We start from the raw sequence: 19,267 nt of genomic DNA on the forward strand, positions 1-19,267 counted from the left end.
AATCGGCGAGACGAAAGTGACTACGGGACGGACGTATGACCCGTGACGATGGACATCACCCGGATAAAACGTGATAAATCCGTAACGCCCGCGTGATCTGGACGAAGTACACGGGTGCACGCCGGTGGCCGCTCGCGCCGAATCCCGCCCTCGAGTCGGCCACCATCGAATCAGTCGACCCAACCCCTGGGGTCACACACGAGAAGGGACCGACGGCCAAGGGCGGGAACGGAACCCGTCACATCGCCGCCACCGGCGGCTCGGGGCGAAGCGCACGCGCGGAGGACCGGACCCCTCCAGCCCGACAGACGGACCTTCCGCAGGCGACTCCGGACATCTCCCCTCACATGAAGCGTTTCCTCGTCGCGGCCTCCGCCGCCGCCATCGCCGTGCCTGCTCTCGCCACCGTGAGTCCCGTTCAGGCACAGGCCGCCCCCACCACCGCCGTCAGCACCGCGCAGGCCACCTCGGCCGCGCACCCCTCGCGCAACTCGCTCGTCGCCGCCCGCACCCAGGCCGTGCGCAAGGCGAACGTCTACTCCCGTCAGTCCGCCAAGGTGAGCTGGCGTCAGAAGGACCGCAACGCCCGGCACCTCTCCACGCTGAGCAAGCGCGCCAAGATGGCCCCGCACCGTCGTGCCGCGCTCATCAGCCACACCCAGAAGGGAACGATGTACCGCTGGGGCGGCACCACGCCCCGCGGCTTCGACTGCTCCGGCTACACCCGGTACGTCTACAACAAGGCCGGCAAGTCGCTGCCGCGCACGGCCCGTTCCCAGTACGCCGCGACCAAGCGCACCTCGCGTCCCGCGCCGGGCGACCTCGTGTTCTTCGGCGGTCGCAACGCCCACCACGTCGGCATCTACCTCGGCAAGGGCCGCATGATCCACTCCCCGCGCTCCGGCAAGCCCGTCCAGGTCACGAAGGTCTGGCGCGGCGCCAGCTACGGCAAGGTGCGCTGAGCCCCACCGCCCCGGCACCGTGAGCGACCGGTGCCACGTCCCGCCCCGGCCACCGGCATGATGTCGGTGGCCGGGGCGTTCGCATGGGAGGTGAGGCCGTGGTCGAGGGGCACGGAGATCTCGTCGTCGGCGACGACGGGCTGGCGCGACCACGGTGGGCGGCGCAGGACCCGATGCTGCGCGACTACTACGACAGCGAGTGGGGTATGCCGGTCCGCGACGAGCGCGGACTGTTCGAGCGCCTCAGCCTCGAGGCGTTCCAGTCGGGGCTGTCGTGGGCGACGATCCTGCGCAAGCGCGAGGCGTTCCGCCGGGCGTTCGCGGGGTTCGATCCCGACGCGGTCGCCCATTTCGGTGAGACCGACGTGGAGCGGCTCCTGGCAGACCCGGGGATCATCCGCAACCGCCGCAAGATCGAGGCGACGATCCGCAACGCCGCCGCGACCCGCGACCTCCGCGAGATCGGCGGGCTCCCCGCGTTCCTGTGGGGTTTCCGCCCCGCCACCACCCCCGAACCGCAGTCCCTGGCGGACATCCCCACTCGCTCACCCGAGTCCGAGGCTCTCGCCCGCGCCCTCAAGGCCCGGGGGTTCGCGCACGTCGGGCCCACGACGATGTACGCCCTCATGGAGGCCGTTGGCATCCTCGACACCCACCTGCTGGGGTCGCACCGGCGCGGCAGCTCCGGCATCTGGGGCTGAGGCGACGGGGCGTCGTCGGCGGGCGAACATCGGAGAACGACGAAAAAAGATGGACGTCCGACTCAGACGCGCGTCCACCCGGTCGATGAGGGGGCAGACGGGAGATCACGGGGATCTCCCGCAGGGGAGAACACCGCCGCCTCGAGACCAGGGTCGGCGGAGACTGGAGAAGGAACGATGGACACCGCGACGCACCACGCCACCCAGGCCTCCACCCAGGCCGCCGGCGCGGCCACGGACACCCCCAGGCCCACCGTGGCCTGCCCGGGTCTGCCCGTGGCCGCCGATCGGCAGCGGCTCGTGCTCCGCCGGGGACTCGACTGGGGGCCCCGTTCGCACTGACGACGCGGCGCCACCGGGTGCCGTTCGACAGGACTCAGGGGGGAGGACCCCACGATCCGGCAGGGGACCGGGTCGTGGGGTCCTTCGCGTGCGGGCACGCGTCGGCGCCGTGCCTGCGTCACGGTGGATCGACGGCGGGGTCCGCCGGTGGCGCGGGCCGCCTCGCCGGGGCGTCTGGCCGGGCCGCGTGGCGGGGGCGCCGGTGACGGAGGGTCGCGGTCGGGACGTGTCGTCGGGCTCGGGCGGTGATCTCCGTCGAGCGCGTCCCCGGCGTCGCCCGCGAGGGTGGGGGACCGCTTCCGCGACCTCGGTGATGGCTGCCCGGGCGGGAGGCCGCGCGGTGTGATGTGGCAACAACAGCGGAGTCGATGGGGGGCACGTTCCGGCCCGTCCGGTCACGGCGCAGGTGAGGGGCTCGAGCGACGCGAGGGCTTGACCTCGGGCGGGCTCGACTCCGCTGTTGTTGTCACATCGACCGTCGCCGACCCGTCGCCGACCCGTCGCCGGGGCGCGTCGGCGGTGCGGGTGCGCCGCGTGCGGTGCCCCCGACGGCGTGCGCCCGAGAGGACGAGGGATGCCTCGATAGCCTTGCGCCCGTGGTGGACGCCTTCGATCTCGCGCGCCTCGGTGAGGGTCTGCCGTTCGCCGGCGCCCTGTCCGACCTCGCTCGCGCCCTGACGTCGGGCTCGGTCCTCGTCGAGGCGCCGCCGGGCACGGGCAAGACCACCCTCGTGCCGCCGGCCGTCGCGAACGAGGTCCCCGGTCGTGTCCTTCTCACCCAGCCTCGTCGGATCGCCGCGGGGGCGGCGGCCCGACGTCTCGCCGGTCTCACCGGTACCCGCGTGGGGGATCTCGTCGGCCTCACCGTGCGGGGCCGCCACGAGGTGAGCCCGCGCACACGGGTCGAGGTCGTCACCCCCGGGGTGCTCCTGAGGCGGCTCCTCGCCGAGCCCGACCTGCCGGGAGTCGGGGCGGTCGTCCTCGACGAGGTCCACGAACGCGGCCTCGAGACCGACCTCCTTCTCGGGATGCTCGTCGAGGTGCACGACCTGCGCGAGGACCTCGCCCTCGTCGCGATGTCCGCGACGCTCGAGACCGCCCGGTTCGCCGATCTCCTCGGCGCCGAGGTCGTCCACGCCGACGGAGTCCTGCATCCCCTCACGGTGCGGTGGGTCCCCCCACCGGGGCCCTTCGCGGACGCGAGGGGCCTCACCCCGGCGTTCCTCGACCACGTCACCGACACCACCGCCGAGGCCCACCGGCGCCACGCCGCCTCACCCGGGAGCGCAGCGGGTGCCCACGATCTCGCCGGTCACGGACCCGATGCCGCGGGCGTGCGGCGTGACACCCTCGTCTTCCTGCCAGGGGTGAGGGAGATCGAGCGGGTCGCGGGCGCGCTCGCGGCGCGACTGCCCGAGGCCGACGTCCTCTCCCTCCACGGCGGCCTGTCGCTGACCGAGCAGGAGCGGGTCACGACCGGCGGGCGGGCGGGGGGCCCGGCGCGGGTCGTCGTGACGACGGCGGTCGCCGAGTCGAGTCTCACGGTGCCGGGGGTCGGTCTCGTCGTCGACGCCGGACTCTCCCGGGAGCCCCGACGCGACGCCGCGCGCGGCATGACCGGCCTCGTCACCGTGCGGTGTTCCCGGTCGGCGGCGACGCAGCGCGCCGGTCGGGCGGCGCGTGAGGGGCCGGGCCTGGTCGTGCGCTGCTACGACGAGCGGACGTGGGCCTCGATGCCCGCGTACGTCACCCCGGAGGTGCTGAGCTCCGATCTCACCGCCGCGGCACTGACCCTTGCGGTCTGGGGCGCGCCGGGTGGGGAGGGGCTCGCCCTGCCCGATCCTCTCCCTGCGGTCGCGCTCGCCGACGCCGTGGAGGTGCTCACCGATCTCGGTGCGCTCGACGGGGCCGGCCGCGCGACCGAGCTCGGACGGCGACTCGCCGCCGTCCCCGCCGACCCGCGGTGGGCGCGGGCGCTGCTCGACGGGGCTCCGGTCGTCGGCGCCGCCACCGCGGCCGACGTCGTCGCGATGCTCGCCGACGACCACCGCCCCGAGGGCGCCGATCTCACCCGCCTCCTCGCCGATCTGCGGAACGGTCGTCACCGCGGCGCCGACCGCTGGCGGCGTGAGACCGCGCGGTTGTGCCGCCCCGTGCCGACGACCTCGGGTGGTGCGACGACCGGGACCTCCGGCGTCTCGCCCTCGCGTGTCCGTTCCCGCGGGGCGGGCGCCGCCGCGTCGGACCGGTCGGTCACGTCCGGGGGTCGGGCCCCCGCTCCGGATGACTCGACCCGCGCGGACGGCGGCGCGACGCAGGCCGCCGCCGTCGGGTGCGTCGTCGCCCTGGCCCGGCCCGAGTGGGTGGCGCGCCGCCGGGGCGCGTCCTACCTGCTCGCCGCGGGCACGCGTGCCGCGCTCCCGCCCGGGAGCGCCCTCGCCGGACAGGAGTGGCTCGCGATCGCGGACGTCTCCCGCGCGAGCGGCCGCGCCGCGGAGGGAACGGGTGCCGTGATCCGCGCCGCGGCCCCCCTCACCGAGGACGCCGCGCTCGCCGCGGCCGCACCCCTGCTCCACGAGGAGGAGCAGTGCGCGCTGGAGGGCGGACGGATCACGGCTCGCCGGGTCCGCGCCCTCGGTGCCGTCGAGCTGTCGGTGACCCCGACGGGTGCCTCGCCCGAGGCGACGGCGAGGGCCTGGCGTGAGGCGCTGTCCGAGAACGGGCTCGGGCCGCTGCCCTGGACGCCCGCGGCGACCGCCCTGCGGCGACGGATGGCGTTCTGCCACACCCATGTCGGCGATCCGTGGCCGGCTGTCACCGACGCCGCCCTCCTCGCTCGTCTCGACGACTGGTTCGACCTCACCGCGACCCGGCTCACCGACCTCGATCTGTCGTCGGCGCTGCAGGCCCTTCTCCCGTGGCCCGAGGCGTCCGAGTTCGACGCCCTCGCCCCGGAAAGACTCGTCGTCGCCGACGGCTCCCGCGCCCGCATCGATTACCCCGACGTCGACGACCCGCAGGGGCGGCCCGTCGTCGCCGTGCGGCTCCAGTCGTGCTTCGGGGCGACCGAGACGCCGCGCCTCGCCGGCGGTCGCGTCCCCGTGCTCTTCCACCTGCTGTCCCCGGCCCGCCGACCCCTCGCGGTCACCGACGACCTCGCCTCGTTCTGGCGGGGGCCTTACGCGGGGGTGCGGGCGGAGATGAGGGGGCGATATCCGAAACATCCTTGGCCGCAACGACCTTCGTGACATGGAATTCTGCGGCGTCTTGGACGGGCGTCCGCTTGGATTCGTCATTGCTGGCGCGTGGGTTGTCGGCGGCGTTATGTTCCCATCCGGGGGTAACGAACATGACGCATACACAGAGGTCTGCCCGCCTCGCACCGCTCACGGCCGAGGACGCGACCACGGGGGTCCTCGACCGCTTCGCCCGCGTCCTCGACGCACTCCAGGACGAGCCGGCCGTCGTCGACGCCGACGGCGCCTACACGTTCGGGCGGTTGGCCGACGAGGCCGCCGCGGTCCGCGCGGCCGTGCTCGACCGGACCGCGCCGGGGGAGGCGGTCGCCGTCCTGCACCCCCACCGGTGCACGGCCGTGGCCGCGATCCTCGGGGTCCTCGCCTCGGGGCGGCCCCTTCTCGTGCTCGACCACCGCACGCCCGCGCCGCGCCTTCGCCAGATGTGTGACCGCGTCGGCGTCCGCGCCGTCCTCGCCGCCGGGGACCTCGGCGAGGTCGCCGCGGAGCTCGGCCGTCCGGTGCTCGGACCCGAGGCCGTGGTCCCCGCCGCGCGGGAGAGCCTGTTCGCGGACCCGCCGTCTCCGTCCGCGGGAGCGATCCTCGCCTTCACCTCCGGCTCCACCGGTGTGCCGAAGGTCGTCGTCAACAGCGGGCGGATGCTCGTCTCCGACGCGTGGCGCAACTCGGCCGCCACCGACTGCTACGACGCCGACGACGTCATCGCCCACACCCTGCCGATGGCGTTCCACGCGGGCCTCATGGTCACCGTCGCCGGTCTGCTCGTCGGCTCGACGATGCGGCTGTTCGACACCCGCGCCCGCGGTATCGCCGGTCTCGCGCCGTGGATCGAGCAGGTGGGTGCGACGATCATGCACACCTCCCCGGCGATCCTCCGGGCGTTCATCGGGTCCGGGCCCACGCCGGCACAGCTCGCGACGCTCACGACGGTCTCGATCGCGGGCGAACCCGCCCACGGCCGCGACGTCCAGCAGATCCGTCCGCTCCTGCCGCCCACCTGCGTCCTGCGCAACCGGTACGGCAGCTCCGAGACCGGTCTCATCGCCGAGTACGTCGTCGACGCCGACCACCCGCCGCTCTCGGGTCCGCTGCCGGTCGGACGGCCGGTGGGCGAGACCGAGATCCGCTGCCTCGCCGAGGACGGCACCCCGCTGCCGCCGGGGCGGGCCGGCATCGTCACGGTGACGCGCGACGTCGTCGCCGAGGGATACCTCGACAACCCCGAGGCCACCGCGCTCGCGTTCTCCGACGAGCCCGACGGCCGCCGCACCTACCGCACGAGCGATGTCGGTGAGGTCGATGACGACGGCCTGCGGCTCTTCGGGCGCCGCGACCACTCCGTCAAGATCCGCGGATACATGGTCGAGCCCGGCGAGGTCGACGCCGCCCTGTTCGCCCTCCCCGACGTGGCCGAGGCGCTCACCGTGGGCGTGAAGACCGACACCGGGGACCGCTACCGCCTCGTCTCCTACGTCGTCTCGCGCGCCGACCGCCCCTCGGCCGCCCACATCCGCGCGGCGCTGCGCGACCGCTTGCCCTCCCACCTCGTGCCCGAGGCCGTCGTCTTCCTCGACGCGCTGCCCCGTACCGAACGTGGCAAGCTCGACCGGGCTGCGCTTCCCGAGGCACCGCCCGCCGACGTCGGTGCGCCGGTGCGCTCGGAGTGGGAACGCCTCGTCGCGCAGGTGTGGGCCCGGGTCCTCGGCCTCGAGGAGGTCGGCCGCGACGCCGACTTCTTCTCCCTCGGCGGCGACTCCCTCGCCGCGGAGGAGCTCACGGCCTCCGTCGTCGCCGATCTCGGCATCGACCCCGAGGACGTCACCTCCGCCCTGCTCGTCCAGGCACCCACCGTCGCCGAGTACGCGCGACGCCTCAAGCGTGCGCCGGACCGTCGTCAGCAGATCGTCACCGTCCTGCGTCCCGGCCCCCACGAGGGCGCCGCGGGCGCGACGCGGCGCCCCCTGTTCCTCGTCGCCGGTGGTGGCGGCCTGGGCCTGGGCTTCGTGCCCGTCGTCCGCCACCTGCCGGCCGACCAGCCCGTGTACGCGTTCCACGCCCACGGCCTCGAGCACAAGGCCGTCCCCGACTGGTCGGTGCGCGCGATCGCCCGCCGCAACCTCCGCGACCTGCGGCGCATCCAGGCCCACGGGCCCTACCGCCTCGGCGGGCACTCGTTCGGCGGCCTCATCGCCCTCGAGATGGCCCACCGACTCCGCTCGGAGGGGGAGGAGGTCGAGATCCTCCTCATCCTCGACTCCTTCCCGCCCGACCCCTCGCTCATCCCGGACGCACCGCCGAACCGCACGCTGTTCCGCAGGCTGCGGGACATCGCCGGGCTCGCCGTCACGGGTCTCGTCCCGACCCCCGGCCTCGGGCAGTACTGGCGGTTCCACGAGCAGTCGCGGATCCTCTCGAAGTGGTACCGCACGACGCCGTACGGAGGCCGCGCCGTCGTCGTCGTCGCCGACAGCGAGGACCGGGACGCCCGGGCCTCCTGGGGTCCGCATCTGTGCGGCGGGTGGACGCGGCAGCTCACCCCGGGCGACCACATCACGATGATGCGCGACCCCTACGCCGAGAGCCTCGCCGGGCTCATCACCGGTGTGGTCGACGCGCTCGACGCCGGCGGGCCGCTGCCGCCGTCGGATCCCGAGGCGGCGCCCGGCGCCGCGCACGCCCGCGCCACCCACGACGACGCCGCTCACGACGGCGAGGCGGAGGGCGGGTCGGATCGGCCGGAGGGGCGCGAAGGGTCCCTCCCGCAGCCCTCCCACGACACCTCTGCCGGCACCACCCCCGGATCCGGTGGGGGTGGACCCGGCGACGCCACGCGTGACCAGGAGGGTCGACGGCCGACGTCGGCATCGACGGTAGCCTGAGGCGATGGCCCCGCCGAGACTGCGGCGCCCGGCCCGCCTCGCCGCGGTCGCCGCGGTCGCCGCCCTCACCGCGACGGCGGGTCTCCTTGCCCCCGGTGATCCGCTGCCCGAGCGCACCGCCGCCGCGGCCCGGGCGTCCGCACCTGCCAGGCCGCCCCTCGTGAGCCTCGACCTCCCGTACGCCCCCGACGGCGATCCCGCGCACCGCCTCGACGTGTTCGTGCCGGGAGGGAGCACGACCCCTCGCCCCCTCGTCGTGTTCATCCACGGTGGAGCCTGGACCCACGGGTCCAAGGCCGTCGTGCGCGGGGGCAGCGGCGAGCACACCGACGTGTTCCGCGACGTCCTCCTCCACCACGGCTACGCCGTCGCGTCGGTCGAGTACCGGTTCAGTCAGGTCGCCCGGTTCCCCGCGCAGCTCCACGACGTCAAGGCCGCCGTGCGCTACCTCCGGGCCCGAGCGGACGACCTGCATCTCGACCCCACGCGGTTCGCCGTCGCCGGGGAGTCGGCGGGCGGTCATCTCGCCGACCTCGTCGGGTACACCGGCGTGATCCACGATCCGGAACTCGAGGGCGACCTCGGCGTCACCGGCGTGAGCAGCGCGGTCTCGGCGGTCGTGAGCTACTACGGCGTCTCCGACCTCTCCCGGGTCGTCCCCGACCGTCGGGAGTCCCGATGCCCCCGCGGGCAGACGGGTGCGGCGTCCCCGGAGGGGCGGCTCGTGGGGGTCGATCCCGAGTCGCGCCGTGATGCCGCGATCGTGCGCCGCGCCAACCCCATGACCTATGTCGGCGTGACCTCGCCGCCGACGTTCCTCCTGCACGGCACTCGCGACTGTCTCGTTCCCGCCCTGCAGTCGGCCCGGCTGTACCGGCTCCTGCGGGGATTCGGCGTCCCCGCCCGGTACGTCACCCTCGACGCCCCGCACGGCGGGCCGACGTTCCACACCTCACCGCGGGTGACCGCCCAAGTCGTCGCGTTCCTCGACGAGCATCTCCGCGTCGAGCGCTGACCCGCGGCGGAGGCCGACCGGCTCGGCGCTCAGAGGCGGGCCTGGGCCGCGAGCCGAACGTGGGTGTTGGGCGCGCCGAAGCCCGCGTACCGCCCCTCGCGCTGGAGCAGTTCGACGTAGAACTGGCCGTTGAGCACCTGGGTGTAGGCGTGGATGAGGTGGCCCGTCTCGTCCTCGTCGTACATGAGGTCGTGGGCGCGCAGGTGGGCGACGAACGCGTCGTCGAGGTCGAAGCGGGCCTGCAGGTCGTCGTAGTAGTTCGCCGGGATCGGGAGGAAGGCCACCCCGGCGGCACGGCCGCGGGTGACGACCGCCGCGACGTCGGGACAGGCGAACGCGAGCTGACCGACGCGGGAGGGATCGGCGGCGTCCGAGACGGCGAGGACGACGCGCAGGTCCCCGGTGGCCGACCGGAACGGCCGACTCTGCAGCCGACCGCTCGGCTGCATGAACTCGCTCTCGGTTCCGCCGACGAGGCCGAACACCGATCGGTAGAAGGACTGCTCGGCCGGATACAGCGCGGCGGGCACCGTGGCGCCGACGTGGTCGATGGCGAGCCAGTCGCCGTGGGCGTGGTCCTCCGGTGTGCCGGGATAGCCCGCGCGCCAGTCGTCCTCCGCGCCTTCGGGGCCGCTGAGGAACACGTGGAGTCCGCTCGGGGTGTCGACCCCCGGCAGCGCGGCGGTGAAGGGACCGCGACGGTAGGCGACGCTCGGCCACAACAACGCGTCGGCGCGGGTGGCGACGTCCCGCACCTCCGCGACCCGCAGCGCCAACGCGCTGACGAACGGCCGGGGCCGGGGGCGACCGGGGACGGGTTGGGTGGTCACGCAGACGTTGACCTCGCCGTTGCGCCACCACTGCACGGCGCGGGTGGCGTGCGTCGCGACGTGGGCGAACCCGAGGCCCGCGAGAAGCGCAGTCACGCTGGTCGACGGGTCCTCGTCCGCGTGATCCTCGGGGCCGACGGCGAACTCGACGAACTCGGCGTCGACCCGGTCGGGCACGGGGGGCGGATCGAACAGGTGCACCACCGCCCGTGCGGGGCCGGGCGCGGCCTGGGCGTCGCGGCGCGCGCGCAGGGCCTCCTCGAGGTGGAGCAGTGAGCGCATTCCGTCGAGCGCGTTCATCCGGGGGTCCGCGACCCGCACGACGTCGGAGAAGACCTCCAACGACAACGGTCCTCGGTACCCGGCGTCGACGACGGCACCGACGAGACCCGGCACGTCGAGATCGCCCTGACCGGGGAAGCAGCGGTGATGGCGCGACCATGAGAGGACGTTCATGTCGAGACGGGGGGCGTCGGCGATCTGGAGGAAGCCGATGCGCGAGCCCGGCACCCCGGCGAGGGCGGTCGCGTCGTCGCCACGGGAGAGCACGTGGAAGGTGTCGACGGCGAGGACGATGTTCGGGTGATCGGCGCGGCGCACGGCCTCCCACGACTCCCCGACGCGGTTGATGTGCCGCCCCCACGCGAGGGCTTCGTACGCGATCCGCACGCCGTACTCGGCCGCGAGGTCGCCGACGGCGTGGAGCTGTTCGGCGACGAGGTCGAGGTCGGCCGAGGCGTCGGGGCGCACGTTCGAGCACGCGAGGGCGATGTCCGTCCCGAGGCGACCCATCACGTCGAACTTGTGCCGCAGACGCCGGAGCGCCTGGGTGAACGCGGCCGACTCGAGCCCCTCGATGTCCCGCAGGGGCTGGAAGAGATCGATGCTCAGGCCGAGGTCGGCGCAGCGGGAGGCGACCTCGGTGGGGTCGAGGTCGCTCGCGATGAGGTCGTTGTCGAAGATCTCGACGCCGTCGAAGCGGGCCGCGGCGATCGCCGCGAGTTTCTCGGGCAGGGAGCCGGAGAGGGAGACCGTCGCGATCGACTTACGCATGGACGGCGCTCCCCCCGGCGCGGACGCCGGTGTCGGCGGCGAGGGCGTCGTCGAGGCAGGTGCGCAGGTGCGAGGCGACGGCGTCGACGTGCGGAGGCCGGAGCATCGTCAGCGGACCGCCGGGCACGTGCCGGTGGATCATGTGGGTGAGGTACTGCGACCACGCCTCCTGTCCCGCGGGCGCCGGGCCGTCGGAGGCCGTGAGCACGAGGGTGCGGCCGGTGCGCACCGTCGGCACGTACTCCGCGGCCATCGCGTCGGCCTTGAGCTGCCAGCGCCAGGCCTCGGCGCCACCGGTCGTGTCGCGCAGCGACGCAGCGATCAACCCGAGGTCGGCCTTCGCGCGGCGCCACCGCGAGCGGGAGTCCGGACGCATCTGCGCCGGGGGCGTCGTGTCGAGGAGCGCGAGGAACGGCACCGGCTGACCGGATTCCTCGGCGAGCCGGGCCATCTCGAGGGCGACGAGGCCGCCGAAGCCGTGCCCGGCGAGGAACAGCGGCCCGTCGGTGACCTGACGGGCGGCCTCGAGGTGGCGGCGGGCGCTCGCGGCGATCGAGACCTCCGGGAGGGCCCGCCCCTCCAACGAGGGCGACTGAAGGGCATGGACGGGCTGGTCCGCGCCGAGGCGGCGCGCGAGGGAACCGAGGGTCCGGCCGAGGCCGCCGGCACCGGCGACGACGAACAACGGGGGGCGGGTCCCCGCGGCGTGCAACGGCACCCGTCCCGCCCCGCCGCGCTGGGCCCTCGGCTCGACGGCGGCCGCGAACTCCCGCAGCGTGGGGGTCTCCGCGAGCGTGCGGCTCGTGGCCCGCTCGCCCGCGACCCCGAGGTCGTCCCGCAGTCGGGTCATGAGCTCCTCGGCCGCGAGGGAGTCACCGCCGAGGGCGAAGAAGTCGGCGTCCGGCCGAAGGTCGACGGCGTCGAGGACCGTCGTCCAGGCGTCGGCGACGAGTTGCTCCCAGTGGGAGAGGGGTTCGTGCCCCCGGTCGCCCGAGGCCGGCAACGGCAGCGAACGGCGGTCGATCTTGCCGCGGTCGGTGCGCGGCAGCGCCGAGAGCGCGACGACCTCCGCGGGCACCATGTAGCCGGGCAGACGCTCACGCAGCCGGGCGCGGACGGCCGCGGGGTCGCTCGCGGCCTCGCCGACGACGTACGCGAGAAGCCTCGTCCCGGAGCCGGATTCATGACCCGACACGACGCACTCCCGCACCCCCGGCAACGTGAGGACGACGGCCTCGACCTCTCCGGGGTCGACGAGGTAGCCGCGCACCGAGAGGGTGTCGTCGCTGCGGCCGGTGAGGTCGATCGTGCCGTCGGGAAGCCGACGGCCGAGGTCGCTCGTGATGAAGGTGCGGGTGCCGTCACCGTTGTCGGCGAACGACGGATCCCCCGGACGGCCGAGGTAGCCGAGCGCGATGTCGGGGGCGGTGACCGTGATCGTGCCCCGCTCGCCGACGTCGGCGGAACGTCCGTCCTCGCGGACGACGTCCACGCGGCTCCAGCCCACGCCGCGGCCCACGGGCAGCCGGCCGGTGGGGACGTCGACGACGACGTGTTCGGCGATGAGGCCGACCTCCGAGGCGCCGTACCGGTTTCGGACGACGCAGTGCGGGCCGACGATCGACCTCGCCGCCTCGATGTCGCGGCCGTACACGGCCTCACCGGCGACGGTGAGGCCGGTGAGACCGGCGAGAAGGTCGCGGTCGGGATCACTGGCCGCGAGGCCGCGGAGGATCGCGGGGCTCGTGACGAGCAGCGTGGCGCCGCTGTCGGCGACGATGCCGGGCAACGGCGCGACGCCGAGGGCCCGCACGTCCACCAGCCGCATCCCGCACCCGATGAGCAGGGTGTGGATCGCCGTGGTGAGACCGGCGTGGAACGGCAGGGGCAGCGTGTGGAGGACGACGTCGCGGTCGTCGTAGCAGCACGTCGCGACGGCGGAGTTCCACGCGTCGCGGACGAGCAGGCGGTGGCTGCCGACGACCGGCTTGGACGCGCCGGTCGTCCCGGAGGTGAACGCGATGACCGCGGGCGTCTCGGCGGGCGGCGGGTCGCGCCACAGCGTCTCGGGGCCGACAGCCCCGACGATGTCGCCGGCGCCGGCAGTGGCGGGGGCGGCGGGAGCGGCGAGGCCGGCGGGAGTGGCGGAGCCGGGGGGATCGGTCGCGACGACGCGGTCGCGGCCCACGATCGTCGTCGCAGTCTCGACGGCGCCGTCCCGAGCGGCGGACGTGACGACGAGCTGTGCGCCGATCTGGGCGAGGAGGCGCTTCTGCCAGGGCACGGGCGTGCGGTCGTCGAGGGCGACGACGGGCCGACCCGTGGCGAGGACGCCGACGATCGCGATGACGCTCGCCGCGTCGTGCGCACCCAGGACGGCCACCGGGGCCGGGCTGTCCGTGACAGCCGCGCCGTTGGTGGCGCCTGCGCCGTTCGTGCCGCGGGCCGTGGTCGTGGCGGTCGTGGGGCCGGGGCGGCCGACGGGAGCCGTGGCCGCACCGAGTCGTGCCTCGACGTCGAGGCGGACCTGGGCGGCGCGCGAGGCCAACTCGCGGAAGCTCACGCAGCTCTCGCCGTCGTCGACGGCGACGTGGTCGGGCCGCGCCGAGACCACGTGCGCCAGTCGCGGCAGTACCCCCGCCGCGATGTCGTCCTCACCCAGAGCCCGAAGGCCGTCCGTCGCCATCGTCCCCACGGCAGGGCGCATCGTCGTGCTGTCCACCTGGATCCCCCAATCCCTCGTCGGACATCGTGACATGCCCGGCGCGAGGCGTCATCGGTCCACGTGTCCAAGATGCGGCCGGGGGCTCGCGGGGCCCGGCGCCGATGTGCTCGAGCGGGGCGCCGGGGGAGGAGCCCGGACCCCTCGCCCGGCGCCCCGGTCCTCCCGGTGCGATGATCGGGCGAGGAACCAGGGCATCGCCACGCCGTGGGCGTGGCGGGAGGAGCGTGATGATCGAGTCCCGGCTGACCGTCTCCGACGGTACGTCCATCGCCGTCCGCACGGTCGCCCCCACGGGTGAGGCGCGCGGCATCGTCCACATCTTGCACGGCATGGCCGAACACGGCCGCCGCTACGACCGCTTGGCGGGGGACCTCGCTGCGTCCGGGTGGGTGGCCGTCTCCCACGACCACCGTGGCCACGGCGACACCACCGGCACCCCGCTCGGGCACATCGCCGACTCCGGCGGGTGGGACCTGCTGCTCTCCGACACCCTCGCCGTCGGGGCGCAGGCGCGGGCCGAGCATCCCGGCATCCCCTACGTGCTCCTCGGGCACAGCATGGGGTCGGTCGTCGCGCGCAGCCTGGCGATCGACCATTCCGAGGCCATCGACGGGCTCGTCCTGCTCGGCACCGCCGCCGACCCGGGCACGGTCCAGCGCCGCGGCGGCCTCGCGCTGGCGCGGCTGCTCACCCGGGTGCTGGGCCCGCGCCGACCCAGCACGATCATGGACCGCCTGACCTTCGGCTCGTTCAACGCGCCGTTCGAGGGGCGCACCCGCTTCGACTGGCTCTCCGTCGACCCCGACGCGGTCGACGGCTACGTGGCGGACCCACGTTGCGGGTTCGTCTGCAGCAACGCCTTCTTCGTCGATCTGCTCACCGGCACCGGCCGCGTCACCGACCGGTCGAACGCCGCCCGCATCCGCGCCGACCTGCCCGTCCTCCTCGCCTCGGGGGACCAGGACCCCGTCGGCGGCCAGGGCACCGGGGTCAGCGACACCGCGGCGATGTACCGGCGAGCGGGCCTGCGCGACGTGACGACCCGCCTCTACACGGGCGCGCGTCACGACCTCATCGCCGGCCCCGACTACGACGTCGTCCTCGGCGACGTGCGTGCCTGGCTCGACGCGCACGTCCCGACGACCCCGGCGTCACCGATCGCCCCCGTCATCCCGTTGCGCCCGGACGACAAGGGCTGACCCCACGCCACGCAGCGAGACGCCGCCCCCCGATCCTGGATCAGGGGGCGGCGTCTCGTGTCCCGGGGCCGCACCGTCGGGCCGGCCGTGCGGGTGCGGGCTCAGGCGTTCTTGACCGCCGAGACCTCGAACTCGAGGCGGATCTTGTCGCTCACGAGCACCCCGCCGGTCTCGAGTGCGGCATTGAAGGTGATGCCGAAGTCGGAGCGGTCGATCGTCGTGGCGCCGTCGAAGCCGATGCGCTCGTTGCCGTACGGGTCCTGGGCCTGGCCGCCGTACTCGAAGTCGATCGTCACGGGCTTGGTCACGCCCTTGAGGGTGAGGTCACCGGTGACGCGGAGCGTGTCGTCGTCGGCCGCGGTGACGTCGGTGGAGCGGAACTCGATCGTGGGGAACCGCTCCGCGTCGAAGAAGTCGTTGGTGCGCAGGTGTCCGTCGCGGTCGGCGTTGCGGGTGTCGATGCTCGCCACCTGGGCGGTGAGTTCGATCGCGGCGTTCTCGAGACCGGTCTCGGTGCGCGCGGCGCCCTCGAACTCGGTGAAGCTGCCCCGGACCTTGGTGACCATCGCGTGCCGCGCGACGAACCCGAGCCGCGAGTGCGCCGGGTCGATGGTGTAGGTGCCCTGGAGGTCGGTGAGGGTCGTCATGGGGTTCTCCTTCACGGTAGGTGATGCGTCATCTACAAGCATAGTGTGGCGTGGGTGATGCGTCAACCACCACCGGCGGTGGCGTGACGCCGGGCCCACCCCGGGCCGTCGGACCTCCGAGCGGCCGCCGCCGGTAGGGTCGCGTCGTCCTGGCAGGGTCTCGGTGCACGGCATCGAGCGACGGGAGGGGAGTCACACCGTGAGCACGACCTCGATGTCCGGGCGTCGTTCCATGCTGCATCGCCGGGTGCGGTTCATCGTCGGGTTCACGATCGCCTACAACGTCGTCGAGGCCGTCGTGTCGATGTGGGCGGGGGTCGCGGCCTCCTCGGCGGCGCTCATCGGCTTCGGACTCGACTCCGTCGTCGAGGTGCTCTCGGCGGCGGCGATCGCCTGGCAGTTCACCCGCGAGGACCCCGAGCGGTGGGAGCGGCCGACCGTCCGCGCGATCGCTCTCGCGTTCTTCGCGCTCGCGGCGTACGTGACCGTCGACGCCGTCCTGGCACTCCTCGGTGGGGAGGGTCCGAGGCACAGTGCCCTCGGACTCGCGATCACCGCGCTGAGCATCGTCGTCATGCCGGTCCTCGCGTGGTGGGAGATCCGCACGGGGCGCGAGCTGGGGTCGGTGAGCGTTCAGGCCGACGCCAAGCAGCTCATCCTCTGCGTCTACCTCTCCGGGGCCGTGTTCGTCGGCCTCGCCCTCGACGGTGCCGTCGGATGGTGGTGGGCCGATTCCGCCGCCGCCCTCGTCGTCGCGGTCGTCGCCGTCCGTGAGGGACTCGAAGCCTGGCGTGGTGACGTCGAGTCGCCGTTCGAGGTGCTCGAGGAGATGTCGGAACAGCGGTGAGCCGGGCGTCTCGTCGAGTCGACATGCCCGGAGTGCGTGCGTCCTCGAGTGTTCTCGCCGAACACGGTGGGGAGCACCGGATCGAGTCGGGGACGATCACGGAGAGATGAGGACGGGCGAGTCGAGCTGAGGGCGCAGCGAGCCGAGGTCCGCCTCGCCCGGTGTCGTGGACCGCGGAGGTCAGCCGAGCCAGGTGAGCGACCGACCATGGCCGTGGGTCCACGCGAGAGCCCGACCGTCGAGCCCGAGGACGAAGGTCGGGTGGTCGGCGGGGATGTCCGGACCCGTCGCCGTGATGCCGGGCAGCACGGTCTTGCCCTCGTTGCTCACCCACCGGCAGAGGCCTGCCGCGACGCGGTCGGCCATCGCGGCCGCGAAGCGCTCTCGGTCCGGGGGGTCGAGGTAGGCGACGACGGCGGTGTGGAAGACGACGACCTCGCCGAACCCCGAGGCCTCGTCGACGACGTCGTCGAGATCGTCGAGGATGTCGCCGGTCCGGAGAGCGGGCGGGTCGTCGCGCACGACCTGAAGGGCGGTCCGCAGGGCCTCCCGGCGGGCGTCCTGTTCGGGCCAGACGAGGGTCTCGAGCCAGGCGCTCGCGTCCGCGTCGGCGGGGTCGACGGGGGCGAGGTCGAGACCGCCACGCCACGCCACGGGCAGGTCGCTGTGGGGCACTCGGAACGGGCCTCGGGCCCGGCAGGTGAGGGTGCGGACGGGGGCGTCGGTGGGTGTCCATGTGACGGCCCGCCGGTCGGGTCCCTGCAGGTAGCGGTAGGCGTATCGATCGGGGTACAGGCAGACCCCGGCGCTGGCCCCGGCCTCGAGCAGCGCGAGTGGGCGACCGGATTCGGCGGCGATCCGGGCGAACACGGGTGCGAGGGTGGCGAGCCGGCCGACCTCGTTGGTCTGGGTGGAGCGGGTGAGGATCGTCGCCGTGAGGCCCGCGGGATCCTCCGGGTCGTCGGCGAGCAGCGCCTCCCGGAGTCCCTCGTACGGGCCGGGTGCCGTGACGCCGTGCCGGCGGGCGGCGGCGAACACGATGTTCGGTTGCTGCTTGATCGGCGGCAGTCTCCCGATCCACGCCAACACCTCGGTGTCGCGGGCCACCTGCGTCGCCCAGTCGGCGAAGCAGGGTGAGTCCGCGGCGTAGTCGGCGAAATCCTCGTACTGCCGCGCGACGTCGGTGAACAGCTCCATGGGTCTCTTCCTCCGTGACGTCACGGGTCGCATACCCGGCGCCTCGGGACGGGGCGGCCGGTGCGTGGCGCGGGGGCGCCCCTCACGGGGTCTGCTCCCGCCGCTTCCCTCGCGGGTGATCGGGGCTCAGCCGTCGCGGTCGGCCGGGGTCGGCGGCCCGCCGGGGCGGTCGAGGGCGACGAGGTCGAGCAGCTCCGCCCACGCCTCGATCTTCGTGCTCGCCCGCCCGAACCCCTCCCCGCGGGTGGCCTCGGCGGCCTCGATGCGGCGCCAGTCGTCGTAGCTCGTGGGGTGGAGGCCGCGCTCGGCGAGGTGTCGGTCGAGGTCGAGCAGGGCCCGGTCCTCCGCGTCGTCCCGGGGGGTGTCGGCGAGATCGGCGAGGAGCAGGCGCACCGTCTCGGCCGCGTCGGACTTGTTCGTCCCGATGACCCCGATCGGCCCGCGCTTGATCCACCCGACGACGTACTCGCGCGGGAGGGGGTGGCCGTCCTCGGTCGTGATGCGTCCCTCACGGTTGGGGATGACGCCCCGCTCGAGGTCGAACGGCAGGCCCGGCAGAGGCACCCCGCGGTACCCGATCGCGCGGAGCACGAGCTGGGCCTCCAGCGTCGAGATGTCACCGGTGCCCACGACCCGCCCCTGCGCATCGAGCGCCGTGCGCTCGAGCTGGACGTCGCGCACGCAGGCGTCCCCCTCGATCGCGACCGGTCGGCGCCAGAAGAGGAAGTGCAACCGGCACCGCGCCTCCGGGACGACCCGCGTCGCCGCCTGCCGCAGCACGTCGACGTTCGCCCGGGTGCGCCGGTCGAGGTCCGCCTCGTCGATCCCCTCGAAGGCTCCCGCGTCCACGGTGACCTGCACCCCGTCGAGCGCGCACAGTTCCCGGAGCTCCTTGGTCGTGAAGCTCGCGTGGTGCGGTCCCCGCCGACCGACGACCCACACGTCCGCCACCGTGTGCGTGGTGAGGACGTCGAGCACGGGCTGCGGCATGTCGGTCCGCTCGAGCTCGGCCGGGTCGCGGGTGAGGATCCGCGCGACGTCGAGGGCGACGTTGCCGACCCCGACGGCCACGGCCGAGGTCACCCCCGAGAGGTCCTGCGCGGTGGCGTCGGGGTGGCCGCAGTACCAGGCGACGAACTCCCGCGCGGAACGGCTGCCGGGAAGGGACTCCCCGGGCACGTTCATGCGGGTGTCCTCACTCGCGCCGGCCGCGTAGATCACGGCGTCGTAGGCGGCGAGGAGTTCCTCGCGCGTGACGTCGTCGCCGAACTGCACGAGCCCGCGGAAGCGCAGCTTCGGTGAGTCGAAGACCCGGGCGAGTGCCTGCGCGACCGACTTGATGCTCTCGTGGTCCGGCGCGACGCCGTACCGCACCAGGCCGAAGGGGGTCGGGAGCCGGTCGAACACGTCGACCTCGAGCGGCAACTCCTCCTGCCCGAGCAGTGCCTGCGCGGCGAACAGCCCCGAGGGCCCCGCCCCGACGATCGCCACCCGGCGCGCCGCGGCCTCGCTGCTCTCGGCCTCGCTGCCCTCGGCTGTGACCTTGCTGTCGCTGCCCGTCATCACCGCAGCGTAGTCAACGAACGGGGGGCGATGACGCAGAACGCCGGTGC

13 protein-coding genes are annotated in these 19,267 nt (G+C 74.0%); 8 read left to right on the forward strand and 5 right to left on the reverse strand.

Translation table 11 applies throughout. The features are described from left to right. Positions 1-347: 347 nt before the first annotated feature. The 6 genes from RT054_RS10285 to RT054_RS10310 all read left to right on the forward strand — a co-directional run bounded on the left by RT054_RS10285 (position 348) and on the right by RT054_RS10310 (position 9,156). Positions 348-962, forward strand: coding sequence for an NlpC/P60 family protein (locus RT054_RS10285; protein ID WP_313023430.1), 615 nt, complete (start codon positions 348-350; stop codon positions 960-962). An 83-nt stretch (positions 963-1,045) separates the two neighbouring features. Continuing rightward, the gene (locus RT054_RS10290; protein WP_396837267.1) at positions 1,046-1,663 is read left to right on the forward strand and encodes a DNA-3-methyladenine glycosylase I; all 618 of its coding nucleotides are present in this window, start codon (positions 1,046-1,048) and stop codon (positions 1,661-1,663) included. Between the two features lie 177 nt (positions 1,664-1,840). Beyond that, complete coding sequence (locus tag RT054_RS10295) at positions 1,841-2,005, forward strand: hypothetical protein (protein WP_313023432.1); 165 nt, start codon at positions 1,841-1,843, stop codon at positions 2,003-2,005. Positions 2,006-2,601: 596 nt separating this feature from the next. Then, the gene (gene hrpB, locus RT054_RS10300) at positions 2,602-5,253 is read left to right on the forward strand and encodes an ATP-dependent helicase HrpB (protein ID WP_313023433.1); all 2,652 of its coding nucleotides are present in this window, start codon (positions 2,602-2,604) and stop codon (positions 5,251-5,253) included. Positions 5,254-5,354: 101 nt separating this feature from the next. Continuing rightward, entirely contained in the window at positions 5,355-8,141 is a 2,787-nt protein-coding gene (locus tag RT054_RS10305) for an AMP-binding protein (RefSeq protein ID WP_313023435.1), read from the forward strand. A gap of 4 nt (positions 8,142-8,145) precedes the next feature. Next, positions 8,146-9,156, forward strand: coding sequence for an alpha/beta hydrolase (locus tag RT054_RS10310; protein ID WP_313023437.1), 1,011 nt, complete (start codon positions 8,146-8,148; stop codon positions 9,154-9,156). A 29-nt stretch (positions 9,157-9,185) separates the two neighbouring features. Here RT054_RS10310 and RT054_RS10315 read toward each other — a convergent pair whose 3' ends face one another. After that, positions 9,186-11,039: a TIM barrel protein gene (locus tag RT054_RS10315; RefSeq protein WP_313023439.1), complete on the reverse strand. Its 1,854-nt coding sequence runs from the start codon at positions 11,037-11,039 to the stop codon at positions 9,186-9,188. Beyond that, entirely contained in the window at positions 11,032-13,761 is a 2,730-nt protein-coding gene (locus RT054_RS10320; protein WP_313023440.1) for an AMP-binding protein, read from the reverse strand. Before RT054_RS10320 ends, RT054_RS10315 begins: the two co-directional genes overlap by 8 nt. A 230-nt stretch (positions 13,762-13,991) precedes the next feature. Between RT054_RS10320 and RT054_RS10325 the strand changes: the two genes are divergently transcribed. After that, positions 13,992-14,963 carry an alpha/beta hydrolase gene (locus tag RT054_RS10325; RefSeq protein WP_313023442.1) on the forward strand — a complete coding sequence of 324 codons (972 nt, stop codon included), beginning with the start codon at positions 13,992-13,994 and terminating at the stop codon, positions 14,961-14,963. A 101-nt stretch (positions 14,964-15,064) separates the two neighbouring features. On the opposite strand, the gene RT054_RS10330 is transcribed toward RT054_RS10325, so the two are convergent. Continuing rightward, positions 15,065-15,610 (reverse strand): YceI family protein, encoded by a 546-nt coding sequence (locus tag RT054_RS10330; protein WP_313023444.1) that lies wholly within the window; start codon positions 15,608-15,610, stop codon positions 15,065-15,067. 214 nt (positions 15,611-15,824) lie between these two features. Here RT054_RS10330 and RT054_RS10335 point away from each other — a divergent pair, with 214 nt between their 5' ends. After that, positions 15,825-16,457, forward strand: a complete 633-nt coding sequence (locus RT054_RS10335; protein ID WP_313023474.1) for a cation transporter — start codon at positions 15,825-15,827, stop codon at positions 16,455-16,457. 180 nt (positions 16,458-16,637) lie between these two features. Here the strand turns inward: RT054_RS10335 and RT054_RS10340 are convergent, their stop codons facing one another. Together RT054_RS10340 and RT054_RS10345 are read right to left on the reverse strand one after the other, a co-directional pair. Next, positions 16,638-17,654, reverse strand: coding sequence for a DUF2332 domain-containing protein (locus RT054_RS10340; protein ID WP_313023445.1), 1,017 nt, complete (start codon positions 17,652-17,654; stop codon positions 16,638-16,640). Between the two features lie 126 nt (positions 17,655-17,780). Beyond that, complete coding sequence (locus RT054_RS10345) at positions 17,781-19,217, reverse strand: FAD/NAD(P)-binding protein (protein ID WP_313023446.1); 1,437 nt, start codon at positions 19,215-19,217, stop codon at positions 17,781-17,783. Positions 19,218-19,267 lie beyond the last annotated feature (50 nt).

The organism is Mobilicoccus sp. (assembly GCF_032060985.1).
Lineage (GTDB): Bacteria > Actinomycetota > Actinomycetes > Actinomycetales > Dermatophilaceae > Mobilicoccus.